The sequence below is a fragment of the Halorientalis brevis genome (genome assembly GCF_023077655.1).
The window spans coordinates 341,857-364,454 of record NZ_JALLGV010000004.1 but is presented as its reverse complement, the minus strand read 5'-3'; the positions used below and the strand labels follow the sequence as shown (position 1 = coordinate 364,454).

23 protein-coding genes are annotated in these 22,598 nt (G+C 67.5%); 7 read left to right on the top strand and 16 right to left on the bottom strand.

The features are described 5' to 3' along the window. Positions 1 to 9: 9 nt before the first annotated feature. The 4 genes from MU553_RS10100 to MU553_RS10085 are packed head-to-tail and all read right to left on the bottom strand — an operon-like array spanning position 10 to position 3,031. Positions 10 to 501 carry a metal-dependent hydrolase gene (locus MU553_RS10100; RefSeq protein ID WP_247377235.1) on the bottom strand — a complete coding sequence of 164 codons (492 nt, stop codon included), beginning with the start codon at positions 499 to 501 and terminating at the stop codon, positions 10 to 12. Next, a complete protein-coding gene (locus MU553_RS10095) occupies positions 502 to 969 on the bottom strand; it encodes an OB-like fold-containing membrane protein (RefSeq protein ID WP_247377237.1) in 468 nt (155 codons plus the stop codon). Beyond that, the gene (locus MU553_RS10090) at positions 966 to 2,015 is read right to left on the bottom strand and encodes a dipeptide epimerase (protein WP_247377239.1); all 1,050 of its coding nucleotides are present in this window, start codon (positions 2,013 to 2,015) and stop codon (positions 966 to 968) included. The genes MU553_RS10095 and MU553_RS10090 overlap by 4 nt, the downstream gene beginning before the upstream one ends. Continuing rightward, positions 2,012 to 3,031 carry an N-acetyltransferase DgcN family protein gene (locus tag MU553_RS10085; RefSeq protein ID WP_247377571.1) on the bottom strand — a complete coding sequence of 340 codons (1,020 nt, stop codon included), beginning with the start codon at positions 3,029 to 3,031 and terminating at the stop codon, positions 2,012 to 2,014. Before MU553_RS10085 ends, MU553_RS10090 begins: the two co-directional genes overlap by 4 nt. 77 nt (positions 3,032 to 3,108) lie before the next feature. Here MU553_RS10085 and MU553_RS10080 point away from each other — a divergent pair, with 77 nt between their 5' ends. Next, positions 3,109 to 4,350 (top strand): SecDF P1 head subdomain-containing protein, encoded by a 1,242-nt coding sequence (locus MU553_RS10080; protein ID WP_247377241.1) that lies wholly within the window; start codon positions 3,109 to 3,111, stop codon positions 4,348 to 4,350. 3 nt (positions 4,351 to 4,353) lie between these two features. On the opposite strand, the gene MU553_RS10075 is transcribed toward MU553_RS10080, so the two are convergent. Both MU553_RS10075 and MU553_RS10070 read right to left on the bottom strand, forming a co-directional pair. Beyond that, the gene (locus tag MU553_RS10075) at positions 4,354 to 5,244 is read right to left on the bottom strand and encodes a Vms1/Ankzf1 family peptidyl-tRNA hydrolase (RefSeq protein ID WP_247377243.1); all 891 of its coding nucleotides are present in this window, start codon (positions 5,242 to 5,244) and stop codon (positions 4,354 to 4,356) included. Positions 5,245 to 5,269: 25 nt separating this feature from the next. Further along, on the bottom strand, positions 5,270 to 5,671 hold the full coding sequence (locus tag MU553_RS10070; protein ID WP_247377246.1) for a DUF5802 family protein: 402 nt from the start codon (positions 5,669 to 5,671) through the stop codon (positions 5,270 to 5,272). A 129-nt stretch (positions 5,672 to 5,800) separates the two neighbouring features. On the opposite strand from MU553_RS10070, the gene MU553_RS10065 reads away from it, so the two are divergent. The 3 genes from MU553_RS10065 to MU553_RS10055 all read left to right on the top strand — a co-directional run bounded on the left by MU553_RS10065 (position 5,801) and on the right by MU553_RS10055 (position 8,512). Then, positions 5,801 to 6,445 carry a DUF1405 domain-containing protein gene (locus MU553_RS10065; protein ID WP_247377247.1) on the top strand — a complete coding sequence of 215 codons (645 nt, stop codon included), beginning with the start codon at positions 5,801 to 5,803 and terminating at the stop codon, positions 6,443 to 6,445. Positions 6,446 to 6,541: 96 nt separating this feature from the next. Beyond that, positions 6,542 to 7,804, top strand: a complete 1,263-nt coding sequence (locus MU553_RS10060) for a hypothetical protein (RefSeq protein WP_247377249.1) — start codon at positions 6,542 to 6,544, stop codon at positions 7,802 to 7,804. A gap of 54 nt (positions 7,805 to 7,858) precedes the next feature. After that, positions 7,859 to 8,512: a metalloregulator ArsR/SmtB family transcription factor gene (locus MU553_RS10055; protein ID WP_247377251.1), complete on the top strand. Its 654-nt coding sequence runs from the start codon at positions 7,859 to 7,861 to the stop codon at positions 8,510 to 8,512. Here MU553_RS10055 and MU553_RS10050 read toward each other — a convergent pair. After that, positions 8,509 to 9,057 carry a hypothetical protein gene (locus MU553_RS10050; protein WP_247377253.1) on the bottom strand — a complete coding sequence of 183 codons (549 nt, stop codon included), beginning with the start codon at positions 9,055 to 9,057 and terminating at the stop codon, positions 8,509 to 8,511. The two genes, MU553_RS10055 and MU553_RS10050, sit on opposite strands and share 4 nt — an antisense overlap. 95 nt (positions 9,058 to 9,152) lie before the next feature. On the opposite strand from MU553_RS10050, the gene gatD reads away from it, so the two are divergent. Together gatD and MU553_RS10040 are read left to right on the top strand one after the other, a co-directional pair. After that, a complete protein-coding gene (gatD, locus tag MU553_RS10045) occupies positions 9,153 to 10,400 on the top strand; it encodes a Glu-tRNA(Gln) amidotransferase subunit GatD (protein ID WP_247377255.1) in 1,248 nt (415 codons plus the stop codon). A gap of 4 nt (positions 10,401 to 10,404) precedes the next feature. Next, positions 10,405 to 11,322, top strand: a complete 918-nt coding sequence (locus tag MU553_RS10040) for a GNAT family N-acetyltransferase (RefSeq protein ID WP_247377257.1) — start codon at positions 10,405 to 10,407, stop codon at positions 11,320 to 11,322. Here the strand turns inward: MU553_RS10040 and MU553_RS10035 are convergent. The 3 genes from MU553_RS10035 to MU553_RS10025 are packed head-to-tail and all read right to left on the bottom strand — an operon-like array spanning position 11,319 to position 14,100. Then, positions 11,319 to 11,597 (bottom strand): ubiquitin-like small modifier protein 1, encoded by a 279-nt coding sequence (locus tag MU553_RS10035; protein ID WP_247377259.1) that lies wholly within the window; start codon positions 11,595 to 11,597, stop codon positions 11,319 to 11,321. The genes MU553_RS10040 and MU553_RS10035 overlap by 4 nt on opposite strands. A 44-nt stretch (positions 11,598 to 11,641) precedes the next feature. Continuing rightward, positions 11,642 to 12,856, bottom strand: coding sequence for a TrkA C-terminal domain-containing protein (locus MU553_RS10030; protein WP_247377261.1), 1,215 nt, complete (start codon positions 12,854 to 12,856; stop codon positions 11,642 to 11,644). A gap of 2 nt (positions 12,857 to 12,858) precedes the next feature. Next, positions 12,859 to 14,100: a potassium channel family protein gene (locus MU553_RS10025; protein ID WP_247377264.1), complete on the bottom strand. Its 1,242-nt coding sequence runs from the start codon at positions 14,098 to 14,100 to the stop codon at positions 12,859 to 12,861. 131 nt (positions 14,101 to 14,231) lie between these two features. On the opposite strand from MU553_RS10025, the gene MU553_RS10020 reads away from it, so the two are divergent. Beyond that, the gene (locus MU553_RS10020) at positions 14,232 to 15,380 is read left to right on the top strand and encodes an NAD-binding protein (protein ID WP_247377266.1); all 1,149 of its coding nucleotides are present in this window, start codon (positions 14,232 to 14,234) and stop codon (positions 15,378 to 15,380) included. A gap of 3 nt (positions 15,381 to 15,383) precedes the next feature. Here MU553_RS10020 and MU553_RS10015 read toward each other — a convergent pair whose 3' ends face one another. The 6 genes from MU553_RS10015 to MU553_RS09990 all read right to left on the bottom strand — a co-directional run bounded on the left by MU553_RS10015 (position 15,384) and on the right by MU553_RS09990 (position 22,556). Continuing rightward, positions 15,384 to 16,982, bottom strand: a complete 1,599-nt coding sequence (locus MU553_RS10015; protein WP_247377269.1) for an HPP family protein — start codon at positions 16,980 to 16,982, stop codon at positions 15,384 to 15,386. A gap of 41 nt (positions 16,983 to 17,023) precedes the next feature. Further along, positions 17,024 to 19,189: a hybrid sensor histidine kinase/response regulator gene (locus MU553_RS10010; protein WP_247377271.1), complete on the bottom strand. Its 2,166-nt coding sequence runs from the start codon at positions 19,187 to 19,189 to the stop codon at positions 17,024 to 17,026. Positions 19,190 to 19,277: 88 nt separating this feature from the next. Continuing rightward, on the bottom strand, positions 19,278 to 20,003 hold the full coding sequence (locus MU553_RS10005) for a guanosine phosphorylase (protein ID WP_247377273.1): 726 nt from the start codon (positions 20,001 to 20,003) through the stop codon (positions 19,278 to 19,280). A 41-nt stretch (positions 20,004 to 20,044) separates the two neighbouring features. Next, positions 20,045 to 20,548: a hypothetical protein gene (locus MU553_RS10000; protein ID WP_247377275.1), complete on the bottom strand. Its 504-nt coding sequence runs from the start codon at positions 20,546 to 20,548 to the stop codon at positions 20,045 to 20,047. Further along, entirely contained in the window at positions 20,545 to 21,198 is a 654-nt protein-coding gene (locus tag MU553_RS09995; RefSeq protein WP_247377276.1) for a hypothetical protein, read from the bottom strand. Before MU553_RS09995 ends, MU553_RS10000 begins: the two co-directional genes overlap by 4 nt. A 509-nt stretch (positions 21,199 to 21,707) precedes the next feature. Beyond that, on the bottom strand, positions 21,708 to 22,556 hold the full coding sequence (locus MU553_RS09990; RefSeq protein WP_247377278.1) for a DUF63 family protein: 849 nt from the start codon (positions 22,554 to 22,556) through the stop codon (positions 21,708 to 21,710). Positions 22,557 to 22,598 lie beyond the last annotated feature (42 nt).

Here is a 22,598-nt window from a genome sequence, read left to right as displayed (position 1 = left end):
GGCCCGTTCTCACTCCCGCCGCCGCGTCACGCCGAACACGACCAGTGCTACCGCCCCCGTCGCGATCGACGGCCAGTAATCGCTGGACAGGTACAGGTCCAGATCGAAGATCGGCGCTCGCCAGTGCGTCAGTGGGTACAGGAGGTCGTACGTGTACGGCACCGGGCGGAGGAGGAACGCGTCGAGCAGGAGATGCGAGAGGAGGCCCCCGACCAGCAGCAGGAACACGACGCGCCGCTCGGACCGCTCGACGAAGAGACTCAGAATCGCCGCCGTCAGCAGGGCACCACCGAGCCGGTGGAGCGGCTCCCACGAGAACGCCACGCCGAGGGCGGATTCGACCTGATAGGACGGAACGAGCAGCTTGACCTTCACCAGGTCGGGGACGAGCGCGCCGGCCATCCCGGTCACGATCCGCGGTCGCGTGAGCCAGTCGACGCGCCACGCGCTCACCTGGAGCGCGACGTACGCGACGAGAACGTGCGTCATGAAGTCCGGCATCTACTCGTCCCTCCGCTTTCGGAACACGAGGGCCCGGGCGTCGAACCGCCAGTCCCGCAGCCCGAGGCCGACGACGAACACGAGCGCGACGAAACTGATGCCGTACATGTACATTCTGTTCGCCGTCTGCTGTGCCACGCCGCTTTTGACCTGCACGGTGTGGTCGGCGTGCAAGGTCCCGAAGACGTCGACGGCCGTGCCTCGCTCGACGGACCGATCGAACCCGTGCAACGTCAGTTCGAGCCGGTCGCTCGTCCCGTCGACGGCGACGACTGTGGGGTCCGTCGCGACGACGGTACCGTCGAACTGCACTGTCCGGCCGACGTACGTCCCGTAGTCGTCGGCGAAGTCCTCGGCGGTCGGTCGGCGTTCGACGTACCGTCCGTAATCGAACAGCATCCCCACCTGCAGGGCGACGAGCAGCAGGACGAGCGCCGCCCGTCGGCCCCGCTCGTCGCCGACCCTCATCGCTCCGAGACTCCCGTGCCCGGCCCGACGCTGGCTGTGAGGTCGATGCGTCCGCCCGGCATCGGCACGCCGTCGAAGGGATCGTCCGCCAGCAGGAGCGCGCCGTCGAGGTCGGCGTACTCGACCAGCGGCGTGAGGTGGGCGGCGGCCGCGATGGAGGCGTTGCTCTCGGTCATACAGCCCAGCATGACGTCGAGGTCGTGCGCGTGAGCGGTGTGGATCTGTCGGCGCGCCGCCTGGAGCCCGCCGCACTTCGCGAGCTTGACGACCACGACGTCGACGCTGTCGGCTACTGCCGGCACGTCCCGGGCCGTGACGCAACTCTCGTCGGCTGCGACGGGGAGCGCGCCCTCCTCGCGGACGCGAGCCAGCCCCTCCGGATCGGCTGCTGGGACCGGCTGTTCGACGAACTCGACGCCGTGGTCGGCCAGGAACTCCGTCATGGCGACGGCCTCATCGGGGTCCCACGCCTCGTTGGCGTCCACGCGGACGGTCGCCTCGGGCGCGGCCGCGCGGACGGCCCTGACGACCTCCCTGTCGCGGTCGGTCCCGAGCTTCACTTTCAGGACCGAGTAGCCGGCGTCGACGGTCTCGGCGGCGCGGTCGGCCATCGCTTCGGTGTCGGCCAGGCCGATGGTGAACGACGACGTGACGGGCCGGTCCGGATCGAGGCCCCAGTAGCGATACAGCGGCACGTCGAGTCGCTTACAGACGAGGTCGTGGAGGGCGACGCTGACGGCGCTGCGGGCCGCGGGGTCACTGGTCGCGTCGCCGACCACGTCTCGCAGCCGTCGCTCGATGCGCTGGAGCTGGAAGGGGTCGTCCACGTCCTCGACCACCGAGAGCAAGTCCGGCAGCACGCTTTCGACGCTCTCGCGGCTCTCGCCGTAGTACTCCACCGGTGCGCCGCCGCCGATTCCCACGGTGCCGTCCTCGTCGGTGACGCGGACGACGACGTTGCCGGACCGCTCGGTCGTCCCCCGGGAGATACCGAAGGGAACGTCGAGCGGCAGGTCGTGCCAGGTGAAGTCCGTGGTGAGGGTCATAGCACGGCGTCGAGGATCTCGTCGGTCCCGAACCGGATGGGGTCCGTCGCTGGCGCGTCCAGCGTCGTGGCGTACTCCACGATCGCTTCGTTCGCGTCACCGTCGTCGAGGTGCGAGGTGTTCAGCGAGCCGGCGACGACGTCCGCCGCCGACACCGGTGCGGCGAGGTCCTCGTACAGCGAGACCACCTGGGGAAGCGGCGGGATCGGGAACGATTCATAGCCGTGGATCGCTTCCCGGCCGGCCTCGTGACAGAGGACGAGTCGATCGGGCATCGCGCCGTGGAGGATGCCGCAGGTCACCGCCGAGTAGGCCGGGTGCGTGATCGAGCCCTGGCCCTCGACGACGAGCAGGTCGTGGTCGGCGCCGCGCTCGCGGACCATGCGCTCGACCGCGCCCGCGGTGAAGTCGCTCACCGTGCGGTCGACGGGGATGCCCCAGTCCTCGACGATGATGCCGGTCTGGCCCGTCGGAATCAGGGCCGCGTCCACGCCGCGCTCCCGGGCGGCCTCGACGAGTTCGACGCTGGTGGTCATTTTCCCCGTCGAGCAGTCGGTCCCGACCGTCAGGACGACGTCGGCGTCCACGTCGGCCGCCCGCCCGGCCGAGACGGTGAGGTCGTCGGGCGGGTTGCGGACGTCCCAGATGTCGCAGTCGTGCTCTGCAGCGAGGGTTCGGAACTCCTCGTCGGATTCGAGGAAGTAGTGCAGGCCGGAGACGACGTCGCAGCCGCGTCCGAGCGCGCCGCGGACGTCGGCCCGCCAGGACTCCTCGAAGCCGCCACCGATCGGTGCGATGCCGATGACGAGCGCGTCGAGCGGTCCCTCGACGCCGTCGATTCCGGCGACGATGGGGGCGTCCTGGACGCGCTCGTCGGCGAGGTGGTCGGCGACGCGGTCGCCCGCAGTCTCCCGGTCGAGGACCGCGGCCACGTCGTAGTCCGCGTAGCGGAGGATGCCCACGGCAGTCTTGGCCCGGTCGGGGAACTGCTCGTGGGCGAGGATCGCGACGTTCATGGCCGGGGTGTCGGCGTCCCCGGACATAAACACCGCCACCGCCTCCTTTTTGTGTTAGATGAGCGTCATCTACGGTCATGCGCCGCCCTGCAGTCCTCTTGGCGTTCGCCGCGCTGGCCGTCGCGATGACGGTCGGCTCGGCGGCCGGAGCAGCGACCGTCCCGAACGGGAACGAGACCGTCCTGACGGCCGAGATCGAAGGGACGACAGCGACGAACGTCACGATTTCGCCGGACGCAGACGTGGACGACATCCGCGCGACTGTCGCCGCCGAACTCGACGTGGACGAACAAACGGTCCGCGTCGCGCCCGAAGAGACCGCGGTCGAAGTGCGCGAGGGCAACGTCTCGACGACGGCCCTGCGCGATGCGCTCCGAACCGCCGGCCTGAACGCGTCGGCCGCGACCGTTCACGACGGCGTGAGCGCACATACCCAGACCGAGACGGTCAGGATCATCGACGAGCGCCTCGCTGGCGCAGATATCGACGCGACGGTTGCGTCGGTGACGACCGACGGCGGTGCTCGTGGTGTCCGCATCAGGGCGACCGATACAGACCCCGCCGTGATCGTGGAGAATCTCACCTTCCAGGGACGCGTCGAGATGGTCGCTCACTTCCCGGTCCAGCGCGACGGCGACACCGTCCATCGGGACGTGACGCTGCTGACGAACGAAGACTTCGAGACCGTCGGCTCGGCACGGTCGGGGCGGCCGGGTACCACCCCTCTCGTTCCGGTCACGCTGACGGACGAGGCCGCCCAAAACTACTCCAACGCGATGCAGAACTTCGGGTTCACGAGCGACGAGGGTATCGCGGACTGCCAGACCGACACTGCGAAGGAAGACCCCGACAACGCCTCGGGCCACTGTCTGTACACGGTGTACGACGGCGAGGTCGTCTCCGCGGCCCAGATGAGTGCTGGACTCGCCCAGACGTTCGAGACGGGTGACTTCGTGAACGATCCCGAGTTCGTCATCACGGCAGCGAACATGTCCGAAGCGCGGGACCTCTCGCTCGCACTTCGTGCCGGTGCGCTCCCGGCACCGCTGGACTTCGACGAACTGCCCGAGTCACCGCGTCAGAACAACACCGCTGGGAGCAACACCGAGTCGACAGAGACGCAGACTGCGACCGAGAGGAGCGACGCCGACTCGACCGAGACTGTGACTGCGACCGAAAGGAGCGACGCAGAGTCGTCCGAGACTGTGACTGCGACCGAGACGACCTCCAGCGGCGACGGTCCCGGATTCACTGCGATCGCCGCACTCGCGGCGCTCCTGGGACTGGTTGTCGTGGGTCGTCGCGTCGAGTCGCGCTGACGGTCAGAGCCCGCGCAGTTTGACCGTCCAGAAGTCGTGGAACGCGTCCGCCAGCGCGTCCTCGGGATCGCCGGTCGCGTCGACCGTCGCCGTGGCGTCGGCCACGTCGGAGAACTCGCCCAGAACCGTCCGTTCGCCCACGACGTACAGCCGCTCGGTCTCGCGCTCGTCGAGCGCTTCCAGACAGCGGTCGACGTGGGTGTCGATCTGCTCGTTGCGGAGCCGCTCGAAGCGCGCCTGGGAGAACCCGCCCTTGGAGTGTTGGCTCTTCAGCTCGGAGTCGAACCCGTGGAAGGCGGTCCGCTCGCGGCCGTCGTACTCCCCCATGGCGAACAGGTCCGATCGGACCAGCGCGAGCGTGAACTCGCCGGTCGGTTCGAGCCACGATCGCTCGAACGAAAAGCCGGCGCTCCACTCGGCGAACGGGGCCGGCGGTGCGGGCACGGAAAGCGCCGTGCTGACGAGCCCCGCGTCGTCGACGCAGACGAGACAGGGGGCGGCCCGCGAGACGAGCGCCGCCCGTTCACCGAGTGCGTCCCGCACGCGGTCGGGGACGTCTGCGTCGACGTAGGCCGTCAGCGCGCCTTCGCGTTCCGTCTCGACGGAGTCGAGTCTGTCCAGGACTTCGGTCAGCCGCTCGCCGCGGAGCCGTTCGGTGCGACGAAAGTCGAGGTGGCCGCCGTCGTCGCCTTCGAGTCGGTCGACGGTGCCCTCGAGTTCGGCGATGCGGTCTTCGAGCCGGTTGACGCGCTTTTCGGCTTCTTGGCGGGCGCTCGCCGCGTCCGCGCGGCGTTCCTGCTCGGCGTCGAGCTGTCGTTCCAGGTGTTCCTTCTCGTCTTCGAGGTCCGCAATGCGCGCTTTCAGTTCGGCGCGCCCGAGCAGCTGGTCCAGCATCACCGGAGAGGGAATCGCTGAGGGCTTAAAATGCCTGGCCGCCGAAATTCCCGCCGAAACCGCTGCCGTCGCTTTCCTCGTCGAACTCGAACTGGCCCGTCAGTTCGAGGAGCTGTTTGGCCCGATCGGCCTTTGCGAGCAGGACCTCTCGGAGCGCGGGCGGGTTCCGAATTCGACTGTCTTCGAGCACGGTTTCGGGGACTGCGAGCGTATTTGGCGGGAGCCCATCGTCGCCCGTCACCGGAAAGTGACTCGCGTCGAGTTTCATCACGAGCGGGTTGTCGAGGCGCTGGATGCCCTCGCCGTCTGTATACAGTTGTTCGTTGACTCGCTCGTGTTGCTCGCGACACATGGCTGCCGTTTCCCGCTCGTCCGGCTCGACGTACAACCGGCCGAGGTAGTATCCGCTCGAAAACCGTTCGAACATGCTATACGATAACGCCTACCAACCGATCGGATAAAAGCCTTGGCCAGTGGACTTATGCCGTCGTGCAAACAGCGGGTTCGGGCGGTCGGAGGCGACACGGCTTTGGGGACGGGCGGGCAGGATGGGGTAATGTGGCGACGTGAGGGGCGGGTCATCCCCGCGCGGTGGGCACAGTACTATCTCGGAAACGCGCCGAGCCTCGTCTGGCTGCTCGTGGCGAACGTGTTCGCGGTGCTGGTCGGCATCCAATACTACGTCGCGACGATGCCCGGGGTCTCGACGTTCCTCTGGCCGTTCTACGTCGACTCGCCGGTCGCAGTGTTCCTGATGGCGCTGTCGATCGCCACGTTGCTTCCGTTCATCGGCCGGCCGCTCGACGCCGTGCCTCGGACGCGGGTCCTGGCGTACCTCCACACGCTCGCGTTCGTGTGGCTCGTGAAGATGGGACTGTGGACGTTCGTCGCCCTCAATCTCGGCTTTACGGCGTACTTTCCAGCGGTGTGGGCGTACTTCGGTATCATCCTCACGCACCTCGGTTTCGTCGCTGAAGCGTACCTAATCCCCCATTATGGAGCGACTACTCGGGGCGCGCTGGCGGCCGCACTCGTCCTGTCGGTGGGAAACGATATCCTCGACTACGGGTTCGGCCTGCATCCGCCGTTGCGGTACGAACCGACGCTCGTACTGGTCGTTTCGACGGTTATACTCTCCCTGCTCTCAGTCGCGCTCGCCGGTCTCGCGCTCGATAGATTACCGGGTCAGAACGGAAAGTAAACGCTATTAGACGATGTGAGTCCGCGAACGTGGTCGGTTGAACGGTACGAACGGATGTTCGCTTTTTTGTGTCTTTCTGGATAAGGGGTGAGTAACATGAGCGTCCGTCAGGCTACGTTGGTTGTACTACTGGTCGCTGTGGGGACTGCGCTCGCGGTGGCCCCGGCTGCTGGCTCGACGGCCAGTGACGGGGCCACGGGCCCGGCGGCAGCGCTCGCGGCAAACGAGACGAACGGATCGAGTAGCGGTGGCGTGAGCCTGGGGACGCAGATCTCCTCGTTTATGCAGGCGAGCTCGGCCGAGGTCAACGGGTCCATCGACGCGGGCATGTGGCGGGCGGAGTTCAACGCGTCGAACGGCTCCCAACGGGACCGCGTCGTCGAGAACCGAATCCGGACGCTCGACCGTCGACTGGACCGTCTCGAAGCGCGGATGGGCGACCTGGAGGCCAGACACGAGAACGGCACGCTTCCGGAGGTCGCCTACGTGGCGCAGGCGACTCATCTCACGAAACAGATCGACTCGCTCCAGCAATCTATCAACGACACCGAGACCGCGGCGACGAGCGCCGGTGTGAACGACACGCGACTCGACCGACTGCGAACCGAAGCCGCAAACGTGAGCGGCCGCGAGGTCGCACAGACCGCCAGGCGGCTCCCCGTCGTGAACCCGCCTGGACGCGACGAGCGTGGGCCGCCGGACCGTGCTGACCAACCGGAAGAAGCCGGCCCACCGGAGAACGCTGGTCGACCCGATGACACTGGGAAGCCAGCCGAACCTGGTCGACCGGCGGACGTCGGTCCAGCCAACGAGACGAACGGGCCCGATGCTCCTGGGAAACCGGCGAAGGCCGGCCCGAACGCGAATGAGACCGGGGCCGACGAGACGGGGCCGTCAGAGTCGGCGCCCGGACGGGCCGACGACGCGTCAGAAGGCCCTGGGAACAACGGGTCCGACAGCGGGACTCCAAACGCGGGCGAGTCCAGGCGGTCAGGTGACTCCGAAAACGCAGCTAACGGGGCAGCGAACGCTCCTGACGACGATACTGGCGTCGCTTCCGAGGATAGCGAGAGCGCGGGCAGTGGTTCGGGAAACCCGAAGAGCGGTGACGGTCAGGGCGCCGGGAGCCCGAGTGCCGACGAGAACCCGTCCAGTGGAAGCGCTGGCGATGAACCCAACGAGAACGCCGACCGTGGCAACTCCCAGAAGGCCGGTGACGGAGACTCTCAGAAGGCCGGCGGTGGAGGCTCCCAACCGGGCGGCAATGGGGGCTCCCAACCGGGCGGCAATGGGGGCTCCCAACCGGGCGGCAATGGGGGCTCCCAACCGGGCGGCAACGGCAACCCACGTGGTCGGTGACGCGCCGGCGGCTTGCAGTTAACCTTTTCACTACCCTTCGCTTACGTCCGGTAAATGGACTCCGCCGAGTTACTCAACCTCCTGGGTAACGAGAATCGCAGGCGTATCCTCCGGCTGCTCGCACGGAAGCCCTGCTACGTGACGGAGATCAGCGAGTACCTCGGTGTGAGCCCCAAGGCAGTCATCGACCACCTCCGGAAGTTAGAGGAGGCGGGCCTCATCGAGAGTCGCGTCGACGACCAGCGCCGGAAGTACTACTTCATCTCTCAGAACCTCCGCCTGGAGGTGAGCGTCTCCCCTTACGGGTTCGGCATGAAAAGCGCCTACCCGGCCAGCCAGAGTCTCGACGTGGGATCGACCTGCCGCCATCTCAAGATCGAGTTCAACACGGACGACGCGAGCGAACTCGCCGACCTCGCCGCGGAGCTGAACACGCTCGAACAGCTCGAGAACGAGCTGTCGATGGCCCAGCGGTGGGTTCAGGGCAGACTCGCCGACGTGATGGAGCGACTCAGCGACGAACTCGGGACCGACGACACGCGACTGTACGCTGACCTCCTGGGGACGCTCGCCGATGGCCCGAAGACCGTCGACGAGCTCACCCGGCGCACCGAAGCCCCGAACCCGGTCGTCAGGGAGGCCCTGTCGGAACTCGCCGAGCGTGGCATCGTCGGCAAAGACGGCGGTCAGTGGCGGCTCCGCGACTAGAGGTCTCTCGTGAGGCCGTCGCGCAGGTCGCGACCGAAGTAGTGGCCGACGAGTCCGGCGAGGCTCCCGGCACCGACGCCGAGCACGACCAGCGGCAGTCCCAGCCCGAACGCAGCGAGGATCAGGTGGTCGAGTAGCGTGCCGAGGCCGGCGGCGATCGCCCCGGCGAGCAGCAACTCCAGGTACCGAGGTCTGGCGTCGGCGAGTCCGACGCCGAACCCGACCGTCGCGATCCCGACGAACCCGGCGAGGCCGCCGAGGAACGGGATCGGGACGACGGACCCCGCGGCGACCATCGCGACCAGCACGAGTCCGAGAACGAACAGGAACACCCGCACGGAGAACAGGCCGCTGAACGGCGACGCCAGGCTTTCTCGGAGCCGGCTGGTGATCGTCGCCTCGCTGGCGGCTGCTGCCGGCTCGTCCGGCCCCGGTCCGCGGTCGACGTCCGGGCCCGGATCGACGTCCGCTCTGACGCCGGCGTCGTCGAGCAGGTCTGCGGAGTCGTCGACCGACCGATCTCGCTGGTCGGTTCGTTCAGCCATCGTGTGTGAGAATTCGACCTGTGCGGACGTGAGTCTTTTCCCGGCGCGGTGCGCGAAAAGATGGTTTCAAGTCCGGGCGTGCGGTACGCGAGCGTATGAACCCAGGGGACCGGGTCCGCGTCGACCGCGCGGACCAGACGTACGAGGGCGTCCTCTTGCCCTCCACGACGACGGAGAACCTCGTCGTGAAGCTCGATAGCGGGTACAACGTCGGCGTCGACCGCGACGCGGCGGACGTGGAAGTACTCGAATCTGACGTGTACGCCGTCGAGGATGCACAGGACACCGACGGCGAGTCCGAAATCGAGTTCGACGAGGACCTGCCGACCATCTCGCTCATCTCGACCGGCGGGACCATCGCCTCGACCGTCGACTACCGCACCGGCGCAGTGACCGCTCAGTTCGACGCCGAGGACGTGCTGCGAGCCGTCCCGGACCTGGCCGGCCGTGCGAACTACCGGGGTCGCGTCGTCGCGAACATCCTCTCGGAGAACATGACGCCCGACGTCTGGCAGGACCTCGCCCACGCAGTGAAAGAAGAGATCGAAGCCGGTGCGGACGGCGTCGTCGTCATGCACGGGACCGACACGATGCAGTTCACCGCCTCGGCGCTCGCCTTCATGCTCGACACGCCGGTTCCCATCGTGTTCACCGGGAGCCAGCGCTCGGCCGACCGGCCGTCCTCGGACAACGTCATGAACGCCGTCTGCGCGGTCGAGGCCGCCAAGGACGACTGCGCGGAGGTGCTGGTCTGCATGCACGAAAGCGAGTCCGACGACGTCTGCGCGCTCCACCGCGGGACGCGCGTTCGGAAGAACCACACCTCTCGGCGCGACGCCTTCGAGACCGTCGGCTCGGAACCGCTCGGGCAGGTCGATTACGACGCCGAGGAGGTCACCTTCAACCGAGACCACGTCGAGCGCGGCGAGCGCGAGTTGGCGCTGGCCGACGACCTCGAAACCGACGTGGACCTCGTGAAGTTCACGCCCGGCACCAGCCCCGCGCTGCTCGAAGCCGCGGCCGACGGCGCCGCGGGCGTCGTCATCGAGGGCACCGGTCTCGGCCACGTCAACACCGACTGGATCGAGACGATCGACGAACTGACCGACGCCGGCACCGCCGTCGTGATGACGAGCCAGTGTCTCGACGGGCGCGTCTGCGATCGCGTCTACGACACCGGCCGGGATCTGCTCGACGCCGGCGTCGTCGAAGGCGAGGACATGCTCCCCGGCACGGCCAAAGTCAAGCTGATGTGGGCGCTCGCAAACGCCGAGGACGTCGCCGAGACGATGCAGGAACCGCTCGCTGGCGAGATCACCGACCGCTCCGTTCCCTGGACCTGAGACGATGGCGCCCACCGTCCGCCAGGCCGCGGCCGACGACTACGAGGCGGTCGCGGCGTTCACCGAGGACACCTGGGCCGACCGCGACGTCGGCGACTACATCGCCGACGTGTTCCGCGAGTGGGTAGCGTCCGACGGTCCGAGCCAGCGGACGCTCGTCGCCGAAGTCGACGGTGACGTGGTCGGGCTCTGCCAGGGCGTCCTGCTCAGCGACCACGAGGCCTGGGCACAGGGGATGCGCGTCGACCCCGACTTCCGAGGTGAAGGCGTCGCCGTCGCGCTCACCGAGGCCGTGTTCGAGTGGGCGCGCGACCGGGGCGCGACGGTGTGTCGCAACCTCGTTTTCTCGTGGAACGACGCCGGCCTCGGGCAGTCGCGAGCGGTGGGCTTCGAACCAGCGACCCAGTTTCGCTTCGCGCATCCGGAGCCTGACGCCGACGCCGAAGCGCCGGCCGAGACCTCGGGGGAGCTGTCGGTCACCGACGACGCCGCGGCCGCCTGGAGTTGCTGGCAGCGCTCCGCGGTGACGGCGGAGCTTCGCGGCCTGATGCTCGATCCGACGGAGACGTGGGCCGTCTCGGAACTGTCTCGCCAGCAGCTGTTGGACGTAGCCGACGACGAGCGCGTGTTCGCGGTGCAGGGCGAGAACGGGACGCGCGCGGCGGCCGTGCGCGTGCGTGACTACGAGAGTACGGACGGTGAGACGCGGTACGCCGAGTACGGCTTCGCGACCTGGACGGACGTTCCGGCCGCGCAGACGGTGTTCGCGGCCATCGAACGCGACGCCGCGGCGCTCGGCGTGGACGAGACGCGGGTCGTCATCCCCGAAACTGCGCGCCACGTCTCAGACGCGGCGTACGCGCGGGCGAACGTCGGCGAGGCACCCGAGTTCGTGCTGGAGAAAGACCTGAGTGAGAGTTAGCCACCGCTGACCGGCGGGAACAGCGCCAGTTCGTCGCCCTCTGCCAATTCCGTCTCGTACCCGTCCTTCTCGACGAACGGGTTGTCCCCGTTGTGGAGGACGCGGATGTGGTCCTCGATCTCGCCGTTCTCGTCGAGCACTTCCTCGCGGAGTTCCGGGTGGGCGTCCACGAGCGCGTCCAGCGCGTCGCCGAACGTCGCGCCGGGATCGACGTCCACCGAGACTTCCTTGGTACCGACAGTCTCCGCGAGATTGGCGAAGAGCTTCCACTGCATACCAGAAGAGGCGGCCGCGGCGACAAAGAGGATTCCGGGTCCGCTCAGTCCCCTTCGGCGGGCGGCTCGGTCGGCTCGCTCTCGGGAGTGTCGCCGCGAGCGGCAGCCGCCGCGTCGAGCTTGCGGAGTTCCTCCGGGCGAGCGATGGCGTAGAGCGCGTCGCCTGGATCGACGAGACGACTGCGTTTCGGGAGGGTTTCGACGTCGCCGTCGGCGACCCGAACGGCGATGATGGTAACGGCGAGCGAGCCGAGGGGCTGGCCGGCGAGCGGGCTCCCGTCGCGAACGGTGACGATGCTCATCGTCTCGTCTGCAGCCCGGAGCAGCGACGTGAACTCGCGGTCGGCGCGTGGCTCGACGGGGAGCGTCACCAGCCGGTACCGGGTGGTCTGATCGAGTCCGTCCGCGTCGGCGGCGTCGATCGCCAGGGTCACCACGTCGTCGGCGATGCCGCGGATCTCGCCCGTCGTCACGTGCTCGATCGGGTCGGTCGTCCAGACCTGAACGACGTCGCCGGCGCTGGCCGCGAACGCGGGGTCGGCGTTGATCGCGACGGCGGCCGTTTCCGGCGGGAGCGTCGGGCCGATCCCGGCGGCGCGCGCGCCCAGCGCGAGGTACTCGACGCTGCCGTCGGCTGCGACGTCGACGTCCACGTGGCCGACGTCGTAGTCGGCTTTGAGCCGGGTTCGCAGTCGCTGTTCGAGCTCGCCGACGGTCAATCGCTTCGGAAAGAGGAACGTGTGGCCGGCGAGCTGAGCTTTCGTCTCCGCCGGGACGGGATCGTAGCCGACGATGTCGTCGATCTCCTCGGGGAGTTCGACGGCGATGACCCGGCCGACGGCCTCGACGACGCGGCTCACCTCGCCGTTGACCTTTCGACCGCCGGCCGCGACGAACACGTCTTTGCCGAGGCGGTCTCCGACGGCGATCGCGCCGTACGCGGCGACGCCGGCGACGAGGAACGCGCTGACGTTGAACAGCGCCGTCGTCGTCGAAAGCGGGTCCGGTCCCGTCCCGGTGATGACGTGTCCGAGGGCGCGGCGGGTGTTGAGATACGCAGCGACCCCGCTGAGGCCGACGAGAACCGGGAGGCCGGGCTGGACGCGTTCGTTGGCGTACCACCGGAACACCAGCGCGACGGTGCCGGAGAGCGATCCCGAGAGGAGCGCCATCCCCACCAGTCGGGTGACGGCGATCACCGGGTTGTCGATCACCGAGACGTCCTGGAGCGCGAGTCCCGCCGCCGTCTCGATCGACATCGCTACGCGACTGCCTCCGCGAAGCGGTCGAGCGCGTCGCGGCTGCCGACGGCGAACACGTCGTCGCTCTCCGTGAACTCGAAGGTTCCCGTCGGCACGAGCGTCCAGCCGGACTGCCGTCTGACCGCCAGCACCGCGACGCCGTAGGCTTCCCGGACGGTTGCCGTCCCGAGCGTCGCGCCCTCGATCGGACTGCCCGACGTGACCGTGAACCGCTGGAACAGCTTGCCGTTTCGCCGGAGGAGCGAGACGAGTTCGTACTCCAGACGGCTCCCCTGGGCCTCGACGACGACCTGGACGGCGTCTGCCTCGACCAGTTCTCCCGCGTCCCGGTGTGGGACGGCGACGGTGAGCCGACCGCGACCGCCGGTCGTCGTCGGCGCTCGGACCGGCGACGAGACGGGTTCCTCGTCGTCTTCAGTCGGGTTGGCCGCGTCGCGTGTCGACGCTGCCGGCTGCTCCCGGCCGGACGCGTTCTCGTCCGACTGCGCGCTGACGACGGTTCCGACGAGTCGCCCGCCGTCCGTGACGAGTCGGACCTCGTCGCCGCGCGCGAGTCCCGTCGGAACGAGCGTCTCGACGGAGACTGCGCGTTCTCCCATGGAGACGCGTTTCGAGAGTCCCGAGAACGGCGGGGCGGCGACGACCGACGCCTGGCCGCGCTCGTCGATGCTGACGGCCACGTCGCCGAGGTCGAACTCGGTCCGGAGTCGTTCGGCGAATCGCGTTTCGAGCGCCGAGATCCGGAGGTCCGCCGGGAACGTGTACTCGGCGTCGCGGATCTCTGCCCGCAGGTCGGCGGGTAACGGTGGAAACCCCTCCATGTCCGCCACGTCGCCGGTGACGCGAATCCTGACTTCGTCGAGGCCGCCGATGAGTTCGACGACGTCACGCGAGAGCGTCCGCTCGCGGAGCGTCGACAGCGAGAGCCGCTTTGGCACGGTCTCGCCCATCTGATCGCCCTTCGCGTGTGCGTACAGCGAGAGCGCGGCCACGACGAGGATGCCGGTGACGAGCGTGGGCGCATTCGCCGATTCGGTCACTGCCGGATTCGCCAGCGCGAGGAGGCCGCCGCTGACTCCGGCGAGCGCGACTGCCAGGACCAACACGCCCAGGGGCGGGATGGTCACGCCGGTGAAGTACTTAAACCCGAATCCCAGCGCCCACGACACGAGCGCCGGGATGATGCCGGTGAGGATTCCGAGATAGATGCCGAGGAGGATCTCGACTGGTGCCGACGCCATACGCCGGAGCATGCCACCTGCTCACTAACCAGTACTGGCGACACCGTTTCCGGTTACAAACTCGCCCGGCGACCGCCGGCGATGTTCGCCTGTCCCGCGAACTTATCCGGCCGCCCCTCCGAACGGTGGACATGGCACCCCGGGGGACGCTGCTCCGCACCCGCGCGGCCGTCGTCACGACGACGATCGTCGCGCTGCTCTCGTTCGGGACTGGCATCCTGAAAATCGGTGCCACCGACGTCCAGGGGCCACTGGCGCCCCACGTCCCGACGGCCGTCGCCCAGACCGCCGGGTTCACCGGCGCACTCACCGGCTTTCTGATGCTGGGGAGCGCCCTCGGCCTCCGCAGGGGACTGCGCGTGGCCTGGTATTCGACCGTCCTGCTGTTGCCGATGACGGCGCTCCAGGGGCTCGCGCAGTCGAACGTCGCGTCGTACCCGCTCGTGGTGCTGTCGCTGCTCTCACTGCCGGCCGTCCTCATCAACTACCGGCGGTTCGACCGACACCTCGACCTCTCGACGGCGCAACTGGCCGCGGGTGCCGCCCTCGCGGGGACCCTCGTTTACGGAACGGTCGGAGCCTACGCGCTGCGCGCGGAGTTCGACGGCGTCAACACGCTCACCGACGCGATCTACTACACCATCGTCACGGCGAGCACGGTCGGTTACGGGGACGTCGTCCCCTCGCTGTCCGCGCGGGCGCGACTGTTCTCCATGTCGGTCGTCCTGCTCGGGACGGTCAGTTTCGCGCTGGCACTCGGCTCGCTGCTCGGTCCGGCCATCGAGGCCAGACTCGCACATGCACTCGGAACCATGACTGACAGACAGCTCGAACTGCTCGAGGACCACGTCGTCGTCCTCGGCTACGGCGACCTGACGGAACCGATCATCGAGGAGCTCCAGGGCGCGACGCCGTTCGTCGTCGTGACCACCGACACGGCCGCGGCCGCGGACCTCCGCAACCGCGACGTCGACGTACTCACGGCCGACCCCAGCGACGAGGACCCGCTCCACCAGGTCGGCATCGCGGACGCTCGCGCGGTCGTCGCGGCGACGAACAACGACGCCGACGACGCGCTGGCGATCCTCACCGCCAAATCACTCAATGCCGATATTCGCATCGTCGCGGCCGCGACCGAACGCGAGAACGTCGACAAACTGCGCCGTGCGGGGGCGGACGCGGTCATCAGTCCGGCGCTGATCGGCGGCCACCTGCTCGTCGAGTCGGCGCTCGGCGACGCGGACGTCGAGTCGCTCGCCGACCGACTCCTCGAAGAGTGAGAATCACTGGCGGAACTTGCGGTCGACGATGGCCACGTCGCAGTCGAGGTCCTGGATTCGCTCGAAGGTCGGCGGCGAGATGAGCCGCGAGGCGGCGCTGCGGTCCATGCTCGCGCCCATGAACACGAGGTCGTACTCGGCGGCGTGATGATCGAGGAACTCGGCGATGGGGTCGGGGGAGACGAGCGTCTCCAGTGGCCCGTCGAACGGGTCGACCAGGTCCGAGAGCATCTCCTGGGCGCGCCGCATCTTCCGTCCCTGCTCGACGCAGTTACAGACGCTGACCTGTCCGGTCTGTCCCGTCAGTCGGATCGCGAAGTCGATCATCGCGTGGGCGACGTCTCCTGCCCGGCGGACGGGGACCATCACGCGCCGCCACCGGGTTCGCCCGCTCTGTGAGCGGTGAACGAGCACGTCCACGTTCCCCCGAAACAACGAGCGGACGAACGGCGAGAGGCTCCCGTACTGTTCCTCGTAGGGCGTGGCGATGAGGTCGCAGTTCGCCTGCCGCGCCGTCTCGAGGACGAGCGAGGCGGTGTTCCCGGTGTCGACGGCGACGACGACCTCGCAGGGGACGCCGACTTGTGTTTCGATCTCGGCCGCCCGCTCTTCGAGCCGCGTCGCTGCCGCCGCGACCGCTCTGTCGGCGGCGATCTTGTCCATGAGGTCGGCGGGAGAGAGACCAGGTGATCGCGGCTCCGAGTCGGTCGCGCCCTCCGAGACCGTCTCCTCGGAGTTTGGACTGCCGCCGTCTGCGCCGACGTTCGGGGAGAGCCGGGCGGCGTCACGGCTGAGGAGTTCCCGCTGGGCGGCCGCGACCGCTTCACTGTCCACGATGTCGAGCAAGACGACCTTCCCGGCGTCGTGGGCCGCGGCGAGTCGGGCGCCGAGCATCGCCGTCTGGTCCGCGGACTCGGTTCGCATCGGGACCAGCACGTGGTCGTCCCCCTTCGTCGATTCGTAGAGGTACTGGGCACGCTGTTCGTAGAACTGGCGGTACCAGACGACGAACGCGCCTGCGACGAGCGTCGAGGAGACGAACACGCTGGCGACGTACGTGAGTTGCGGCGTGACGGTGACCGTCACGCCCGACACGAGCACGACCGAGATGTCGGCGACGTTTCCCACGTCGATGATGTGGACCAGGAGCGCACTGGAGTACGCGGACGCTTCCTCGACGTTCAGGAGCCACGTCACCAGCCCGGTCAGGAAGATACTGACCGCTGCGGCGGTCGGCGAGACGGTAAAGCCGCCGGACTGTGTGCTTCCCGTCAGGAGTTCGTAGGAGAACCAGCCACACAACGCACCGATCGTGAGGCCGCCGATGAACCGGCTGGGGGAGGCGTACTCGCTTTCGGGCTCGGCAAAGAGCGTGTACGTCCCTGACGCCAGCGGCGGAAAGAGGAGATACGGCAAAATCCCGACTGCGTTGGACAGCCAGGTCACGAGCGCGATGAGCAGCGGCACGAAAATCACGATCGAGAGGTGAACGAGGTTGCGCGTATTCTCGAGCCAGCGACGGATCTCGTAGCTCTCGCGGCGCTCGAACCGCCTGATTCGCGTCAGTGCGGCGTGGTAGCGCTCACGCAACCGGTCGCGCATGGGGTGGCCTATGCTGACCAGCGTATAAAAACGATCCGCCGCTACCTCGTCTCGACCGAGGAGAACTCGAATCGCGCGCCACCCGACGCGCTTTCGGTGGCGGTGACGTCCCAGCCGTGGGCGCCAGCGATCTCGGCGACGATCGCGAGTCCGTAGCCGGTCCCGTCTGGCGAACGGGAGTACCCGGACTCGAAGATCCGATCCCGTTCCGCTGGGGGAATCCCCGGCCCGTCGTCGGCGACGTAGAACCCGTCGTCGGTGACGCCGACCGTCACGGTGACGTTCGAGTCGCCGTGTTCGACCGCGTTCCGAAAGAGGTTCTCCAGCAGGCGCGTGAGTCGGTTCGGGTCGGCCCGGATCGCCCCCGCGTCGGGAACGCGGAGCGTCGCCTCTCGCGTCTCGACGTGGAGCCAGGCGTCTTCGGCGACCGTCGTCAGGGCGACGCGGTCGCTGTCAGCGACGGTTTCTCCCTGTCTGGCCAGCGTGAGGACGTCGTCGATGATGTCGTCGATGCGGTCGTGCGCGCGATCGACGTGGTCGAGGTGGGTCGTGAGCGTTCCTTCGCCGGGGGCCGATCGGTCGGCCAGTTCCCTGCGGAGGAGCTCGGCGCGTCCCATCGCGACTCCGAGGGGATTTCGCAGGTCGTGGGAGAGCACGTCGGCGAACGCGTCGAGGCGTTCGTTCTGTCGTTGGAGCTGTCGTTCGCGTTCTTTGCGCTCGGTGATGTCACGAACGATCCCCGTCGTGCCCCGGTACGCGTCCTCGTAGGGGAGGAGGGCGAGTCGGTTCTCGAAGATCCGCTCCTCGCCGTCGTCCTGATAGGCGACGAACTCGAACACGGCCTCGTCAGCGTCGCTGTCGGCAGAGAGGAGGTCACGGAGAGCATCGACGTGTTTCTCGAGGGCCGACTCCGCGACGACGCCGTCCGTGACCAGTTCCGGGATCGACGTGCCGAGGAGCTCGGATTTCGGTCGGCCGATCATCTCGGCGCCGGTCTCGTTGATCTCGATGATAGTCCCACCCGCGTCGATGGCGAGCGCCACGTCGGGAATGGTCTCTACGATCGTCTGGTACATGGCCAGGTCCCGCTCGCGCTCTTTGCGCTCGGTCACGTCCCGCAGGATCCCGACGGACCCGACGTATTCGTCGTCTTCGTCGGTCAGGATGGCGACGTTGTCCTCGAAGATACGGCGGTCCTCGCGCAGGTCGGTCTCGAACTCGAAGCGGCCGCGGTCTCGGCCATCGCTTTCGAGGAGCTCCTGGATGAGCGTCGTCCCCTTCCTGACTGCCTCCTCGCTCATGTACTCCGAGACGTGAGCACCTTCGAGTTGGCTCCGCGGAACGCCCGCGTGGTCAGTGAACCCCTCGTTGACCATGGTGATCCGGCCCTCCGTGTCGAGGACGTACATCGGGTCACCGACGGTCTCGACGAGCGTCCGGTACTGTTCGAGTTCGCGCTCGCGGCTCGTGCGCTCTGAGACGTCCCGACAGATGGCCATCACTGCTGGCTCGCCGTCGTAGGTGATCCGCGAGGACGTCAGTTCGATGGGCACGCGCTCGCCGTCTGGCCGGAGGGCAGTGAACTCGTAGCGGTTCGGAACGTCGCCGCCGTCTTCGCGTCGCACGTACCGGTCGGCAAGGATTTCCCGGTCCTCCGGGACGACGAAGGAGGGCATGGACGCCCCCTGAACCTCGTCGACTGTCGTGCCCAGGATCGTCGCCGCCGTCTCGTTTGCGAACGTGAACGTTCCGTTCTGGACGATGAGGACGCCGTCGTTCGCCTCTTCGACCAGCGTCGAGTACTTCTGTTCGCTCTCTTCGAGGGCCGCCTGTGTGCGTCGCCGCTCCACCGCGTTCCGGATGCGGTTGACGAGCACCTCGTACTGCTCGGTGCCGCTCTGTTTCTGGAGGTAGTCGGTGACGCCGGCGGAGATCGCTTCGCTGGCGATCTCTTCGCTCCCTTTCCCCGTAAAGAGGATGAACGGGAGGTTCGGGTGGGATTCTCGAACCCGCTCCAGAAACGTCAGGCCGTCGGCGCCCGGCATCTCGTAGTCACTGACGATGCAGTCGACGGACGTCGACCGCAACGTCGCGAGCGCTGCGTCGGCGTCCCGTTTCGCGATGATCTCGATGTCCTCGGTGTGCGCTCCCATCCACGCGGACACCAGCTTCCGCAGTTCCTCGTCGTCGTCGACGTGCAGTACCATAACGTGATCTCGAATCCTACCACCCCGGCAAGTATTTCTCCGTTTCCGGTGATCAAATAAAATAATTCCGACGAGACAGTGCCCGGATTCAGAGCGTCGTCGTCGCAGCCAGTGCGATTCGGATGGCGCGCTCGACGTTGTTCTTCGCTTTGGTCGGCAGCTCCTCGTCGTCGGTTTCGCCCTTCTGCGTGCCCTCGACGAGGTTGCCGTCGACCGTACAGATAGCGCCTGCTCGCATTCCCTTTCGCCGAGCCAGCGAGAACACGGCTGCGGCCTCCATCTCGACGGCCAACATCCCCGCGGCTTCCCAGTCGTCGACGTACGCCTCGGTTTCGGCGTAGAAGGCGTCGTCAGTGGCGATCGGGCCGACGTGGACGTCCTCGCCGTTTGCCTCCGCAGCGTCGACCAGCGCGGACAGCACGTCGTAGTCGGGGACGGCGGGGAGCGTCTCGCTCTCGTAGCGCTTCGAGGTCCCCTCGTCTTTGGCTGCCCCGGTCGCGACGACCATGTCGCCGATCTCGATGCCGGCCTGGAGCGCCCCGGTGGTCCCGACGCGGATGACCGTCTCGACGCCGACCGCGTGGAGTTCTTCGACGGCGATCGCTGCCGACGGACAGCCGATGCCGGTCGAACAGATCGTCAGGTCTCGTCCCTCGAAGGTGGCGTTGACGACCTTGTACTCGCGGTTCTCGGCGACGACGGTCGAGTCGTCACAGAGCGACGCGATCCGGTCGACGCGACCGGGGTCACCGGGAATCAGTGCGACGTCGGCCAGGTCCCCTTCGCTCACCAGGAGATGTGGTTGCTTGGACATGCGACTCCCTTGGGAGGGCCACTACAAAACCACGGGGGACTTCATCGGACTGCGGTCGCCGCCAGCGGCACGACGATCCCCAGCGACGCACCGAACACCGCCGTCGACGCGAGCCAGTGCCGCCGGACGGCTCCGGCCCGGTCGCGGGCAGCACCCCCGTATTGTGGGAGAATGTTGTACGCGAACACCCCGAAGCTGAACGCGGTGACGAGCGCGACGGCGACGGCGTGTGCGCCGAGAGAGAGACCCGCCACGCGGGAGACCGGGGGGAAGACGCCGTCCAGGGCGATCCCACAGACAGCGTACGCGGCGCCTGCGAGCGGGCCGAACGCGTGGTGAACGGCCACGGCAGCACGGCTGGACACCTGCGAGGGAACGGTCTGTTGGATCACCGACGTGGTGACGACTGCCGGCGTGTACCCCTCCGGGAGGCCCAGCATCGGGACGTTCATGAAGATCGCTGCGGCCAAGCCGGAGAGGATCGCGACGGCTACCCAGAGCGGTGCCGGCAAGGGTGTCACGTGCGTTGCGTGTGCGACGATCACGTTCCAGAATCCTCACCGCCACTCGATATCGGACCGAGGAACTGCGACAGCGAGAGGTCCGTCGACTCGACGTACTGCTTCGTCCGGTACGTGACGTACGACGGGAAGCCGATGAGGAAGAACACGAACGCCGTCAGGAACAGCCGGCCCACGGAGACGGGCAGTAACTGCTGAGTCGGCGTCGACGTCTCGGTAATCAACAGTCCCAGCAGGAAAATCCCCGCGAAAATCGAGTGCCGGCCGAGGCTCCCGATGAAGGCCCACTTCGGGCTCTCCTCGATCTCCGAAGCCTGTGGTGGCCGGCTCATCGGCTCTGTCACCGGTGCACCCGGGGGCGGTGAAACCTCGGCTGGTTCGTCGGCTGGCACGTCGACTTCAGCGGCCTCACTCTCGGGTTCTTCGGGTTCGGCAGGTGTTGCACGCCACCACACACGTCCGACGCCAACGTCCTTCGAGTCGATCTCCTCCCGATCGACCAGGTCTTCCAATCGGTTGAGCGTCGCACGCTTGCCGATGGGTAGCTCCTCGGCGACCTCCGACGTCGTCAGTACCGGGTCGTCGGTCGCCTCGAAGACTCCGAGAATGTTCTCGTCACGAGCCTTCTGGGCGGGTGCCCGAGGATACTCGTCTGAGTCGGAGTCTGAGGACATATACATCCATATTTCGTGCATACGCATTAACCTTGGGATTCTAACCATTACTGCTCAGAGGCTCTAACTCCAAATTTCGCCCTTACGAAGTAAGGTTCACGAGCAGTAACCTTTATGATTCACCGAGCGTATTGAACGGATAGGGACGCGGAGACGTGGACGGTTCCGTTCGGTGTCCGTCTTCGTCTGCCGCGTCCACACCCCCTCACCCCACAAACACCGAACCTCACTCTCGTACCCCCAACCCAACACCACGGGGCGGTCACTTCCGCCCCCATTTCGTACCCCCCAACACGTTCTCTCACTCGCCGGCCTGATAGCCACTGGCCTCCGTCTGAGACCTGGCGTTCGTAACGCCGACGTTAGCTTCCCCTATGGATCGCCGGGCAGCGATCCCCTCTTCGAGTCGCTGACGCAGTCGCTACGGTGAGTGGTGGGTCAGAATTCTCATGGTCCACCGGAACGGGCGGAAGCGACACGCACGACGGTCGGGGTGATCGAACGGCTACCTATATCGGTGCGGCAGCGAACAGCAAGAGGTTGTGCGCTCCTGGTCCGAGGCCGACAGCGGCGACGACGCCGAGACCGACGTTTCCCTGAACGGGGTCTTCTTCGACGAAATCGGCGAACAGGGCGAGCACTGCCACGGCGACGCCGACCTTCACGAGGACGAACAACCAGCCGGTCCCGACGACCGATGCTGTCGGAAGTGACCCGGCGACGTCCATGATCGCGCGGGGAATCGGGCTCCGCTCTGCCGTTCCGAACAGATCGACACCGATCGCCGTCGAGACGCCGTCGAGAACGTGCCCGAACACGACGAGCGCACCGAGACTGCCGGTCGCCGTCGTGATCGACGGTCGAACCGACCGGACGAGTACGTACACGACGGCCGTGAAGACGATCGAGAGGAGCAGACCGAGTACCGGGAACTGCAGTGAGAGGCTGCCGCTGGCTGCCCCGGCCGCCAGCACGACTGCACTGGCGAGGATGGCCGTGACGAAACCGACGCCACCCAGTAGCGTGGGCACAGTGAGGCCTTCGATGGCGACGAGCGTCGTCCAGACCCCGCCAGCGACGAGGAAGGTCGTGGCGTACACCGTCGGGGCACTCAGGAGCGGTGCCACGACGGCCGGTGCGCTTTCGAGCTGGTAGAGAACGTGTAACGCCGCCCCGGTGACCATCCACGGCCCGAAGGCGACGACTACTCTCCGTGTAACGGCCGGTCGTTGGCGGAAGAGGCTGCCACCGACGACGGCGAGCCCCACCACAATCCCAGCCAGATACGGGAGTGGTGGAACGACGAGACCCTCGGGGAGCACCTGCAACGGAACCGGTGTGAGGCCACGCGGGAGCATATCGGAGGGGGCGGGCCGGCCGCCGAAAGCCTTCCGGTACTC

What these genes read in the sequence shown, in the direction of transcription:
- MU553_RS10060 (WP_247377249.1), top strand. Translation starts at nt 6,542, where the DNA reads ATGAGCGTCCGTCAGGCTACGTTGGTTGTACTACTGGTCGCTGTGGGG.
- MU553_RS09990 (WP_247377278.1), bottom strand. Translation starts at nt 22,556, where the DNA reads ATGCTCCCGCGTGGCCTCACACCGGTTCCGTTGCAGGTGCTCCCCGAG.
- MU553_RS09995 (WP_247377276.1), bottom strand. Translation starts at nt 21,198, where the DNA reads ATGTCCTCAGACTCCGACTCAGACGAGTATCCTCGGGCACCCGCCCAG.
- MU553_RS10005 (WP_247377273.1), bottom strand. Translation starts at nt 20,003, where the DNA reads ATGTCCAAGCAACCACATCTCCTGGTGAGCGAAGGGGACCTGGCCGAC.
- MU553_RS10100 (WP_247377235.1), bottom strand. Translation starts at nt 501, where the DNA reads ATGCCGGACTTCATGACGCACGTTCTCGTCGCGTACGTCGCGCTCCAG.
- MU553_RS10030 (WP_247377261.1), bottom strand. Translation starts at nt 12,856, where the DNA reads ATGTCGATCGAGACGGCGGCGGGACTCGCGCTCCAGGACGTCTCGGTG.
- gatD (WP_247377255.1), top strand. Translation starts at nt 9,153, where the DNA reads ATGAACCCAGGGGACCGGGTCCGCGTCGACCGCGCGGACCAGACGTAC.
- MU553_RS10095 (WP_247377237.1), bottom strand. Translation starts at nt 969, where the DNA reads ATGAGGGTCGGCGACGAGCGGGGCCGACGGGCGGCGCTCGTCCTGCTG.
- MU553_RS10020 (WP_247377266.1), top strand. Translation starts at nt 14,232, where the DNA reads ATGGCACCCCGGGGGACGCTGCTCCGCACCCGCGCGGCCGTCGTCACG.
- MU553_RS10040 (WP_247377257.1), top strand. Translation starts at nt 10,405, where the DNA reads ATGGCGCCCACCGTCCGCCAGGCCGCGGCCGACGACTACGAGGCGGTC.
- MU553_RS10035 (WP_247377259.1), bottom strand. Translation starts at nt 11,597, where the DNA reads ATGCAGTGGAAGCTCTTCGCCAATCTCGCGGAGACTGTCGGTACCAAG.
- MU553_RS10055 (WP_247377251.1), top strand. Translation starts at nt 7,859, where the DNA reads ATGGACTCCGCCGAGTTACTCAACCTCCTGGGTAACGAGAATCGCAGG.
- MU553_RS10025 (WP_247377264.1), bottom strand. Translation starts at nt 14,100, where the DNA reads ATGGCGTCGGCACCAGTCGAGATCCTCCTCGGCATCTATCTCGGAATC.
- MU553_RS10010 (WP_247377271.1), bottom strand. Translation starts at nt 19,189, where the DNA reads ATGGTACTGCACGTCGACGACGACGAGGAACTGCGGAAGCTGGTGTCC.
- MU553_RS10075 (WP_247377243.1), bottom strand. Translation starts at nt 5,244, where the DNA reads ATGCTGGACCAGCTGCTCGGGCGCGCCGAACTGAAAGCGCGCATTGCG.
- MU553_RS10015 (WP_247377269.1), bottom strand. Translation starts at nt 16,982, where the DNA reads ATGCGCGACCGGTTGCGTGAGCGCTACCACGCCGCACTGACGCGAATC.
- MU553_RS10050 (WP_247377253.1), bottom strand. Translation starts at nt 9,057, where the DNA reads ATGGCTGAACGAACCGACCAGCGAGATCGGTCGGTCGACGACTCCGCA.
- MU553_RS10085 (WP_247377571.1), bottom strand. Translation starts at nt 3,031, where the DNA reads ATGAACGTCGCGATCCTCGCCCACGAGCAGTTCCCCGACCGGGCCAAG.
- MU553_RS10080 (WP_247377241.1), top strand. Translation starts at nt 3,109, where the DNA reads ATGCGCCGCCCTGCAGTCCTCTTGGCGTTCGCCGCGCTGGCCGTCGCG.
- MU553_RS10065 (WP_247377247.1), top strand. Translation starts at nt 5,801, where the DNA reads ATGTGGCGACGTGAGGGGCGGGTCATCCCCGCGCGGTGGGCACAGTAC.
- MU553_RS10090 (WP_247377239.1), bottom strand. Translation starts at nt 2,015, where the DNA reads ATGACCCTCACCACGGACTTCACCTGGCACGACCTGCCGCTCGACGTT.
- MU553_RS10070 (WP_247377246.1), bottom strand. Translation starts at nt 5,671, where the DNA reads ATGTTCGAACGGTTTTCGAGCGGATACTACCTCGGCCGGTTGTACGTC.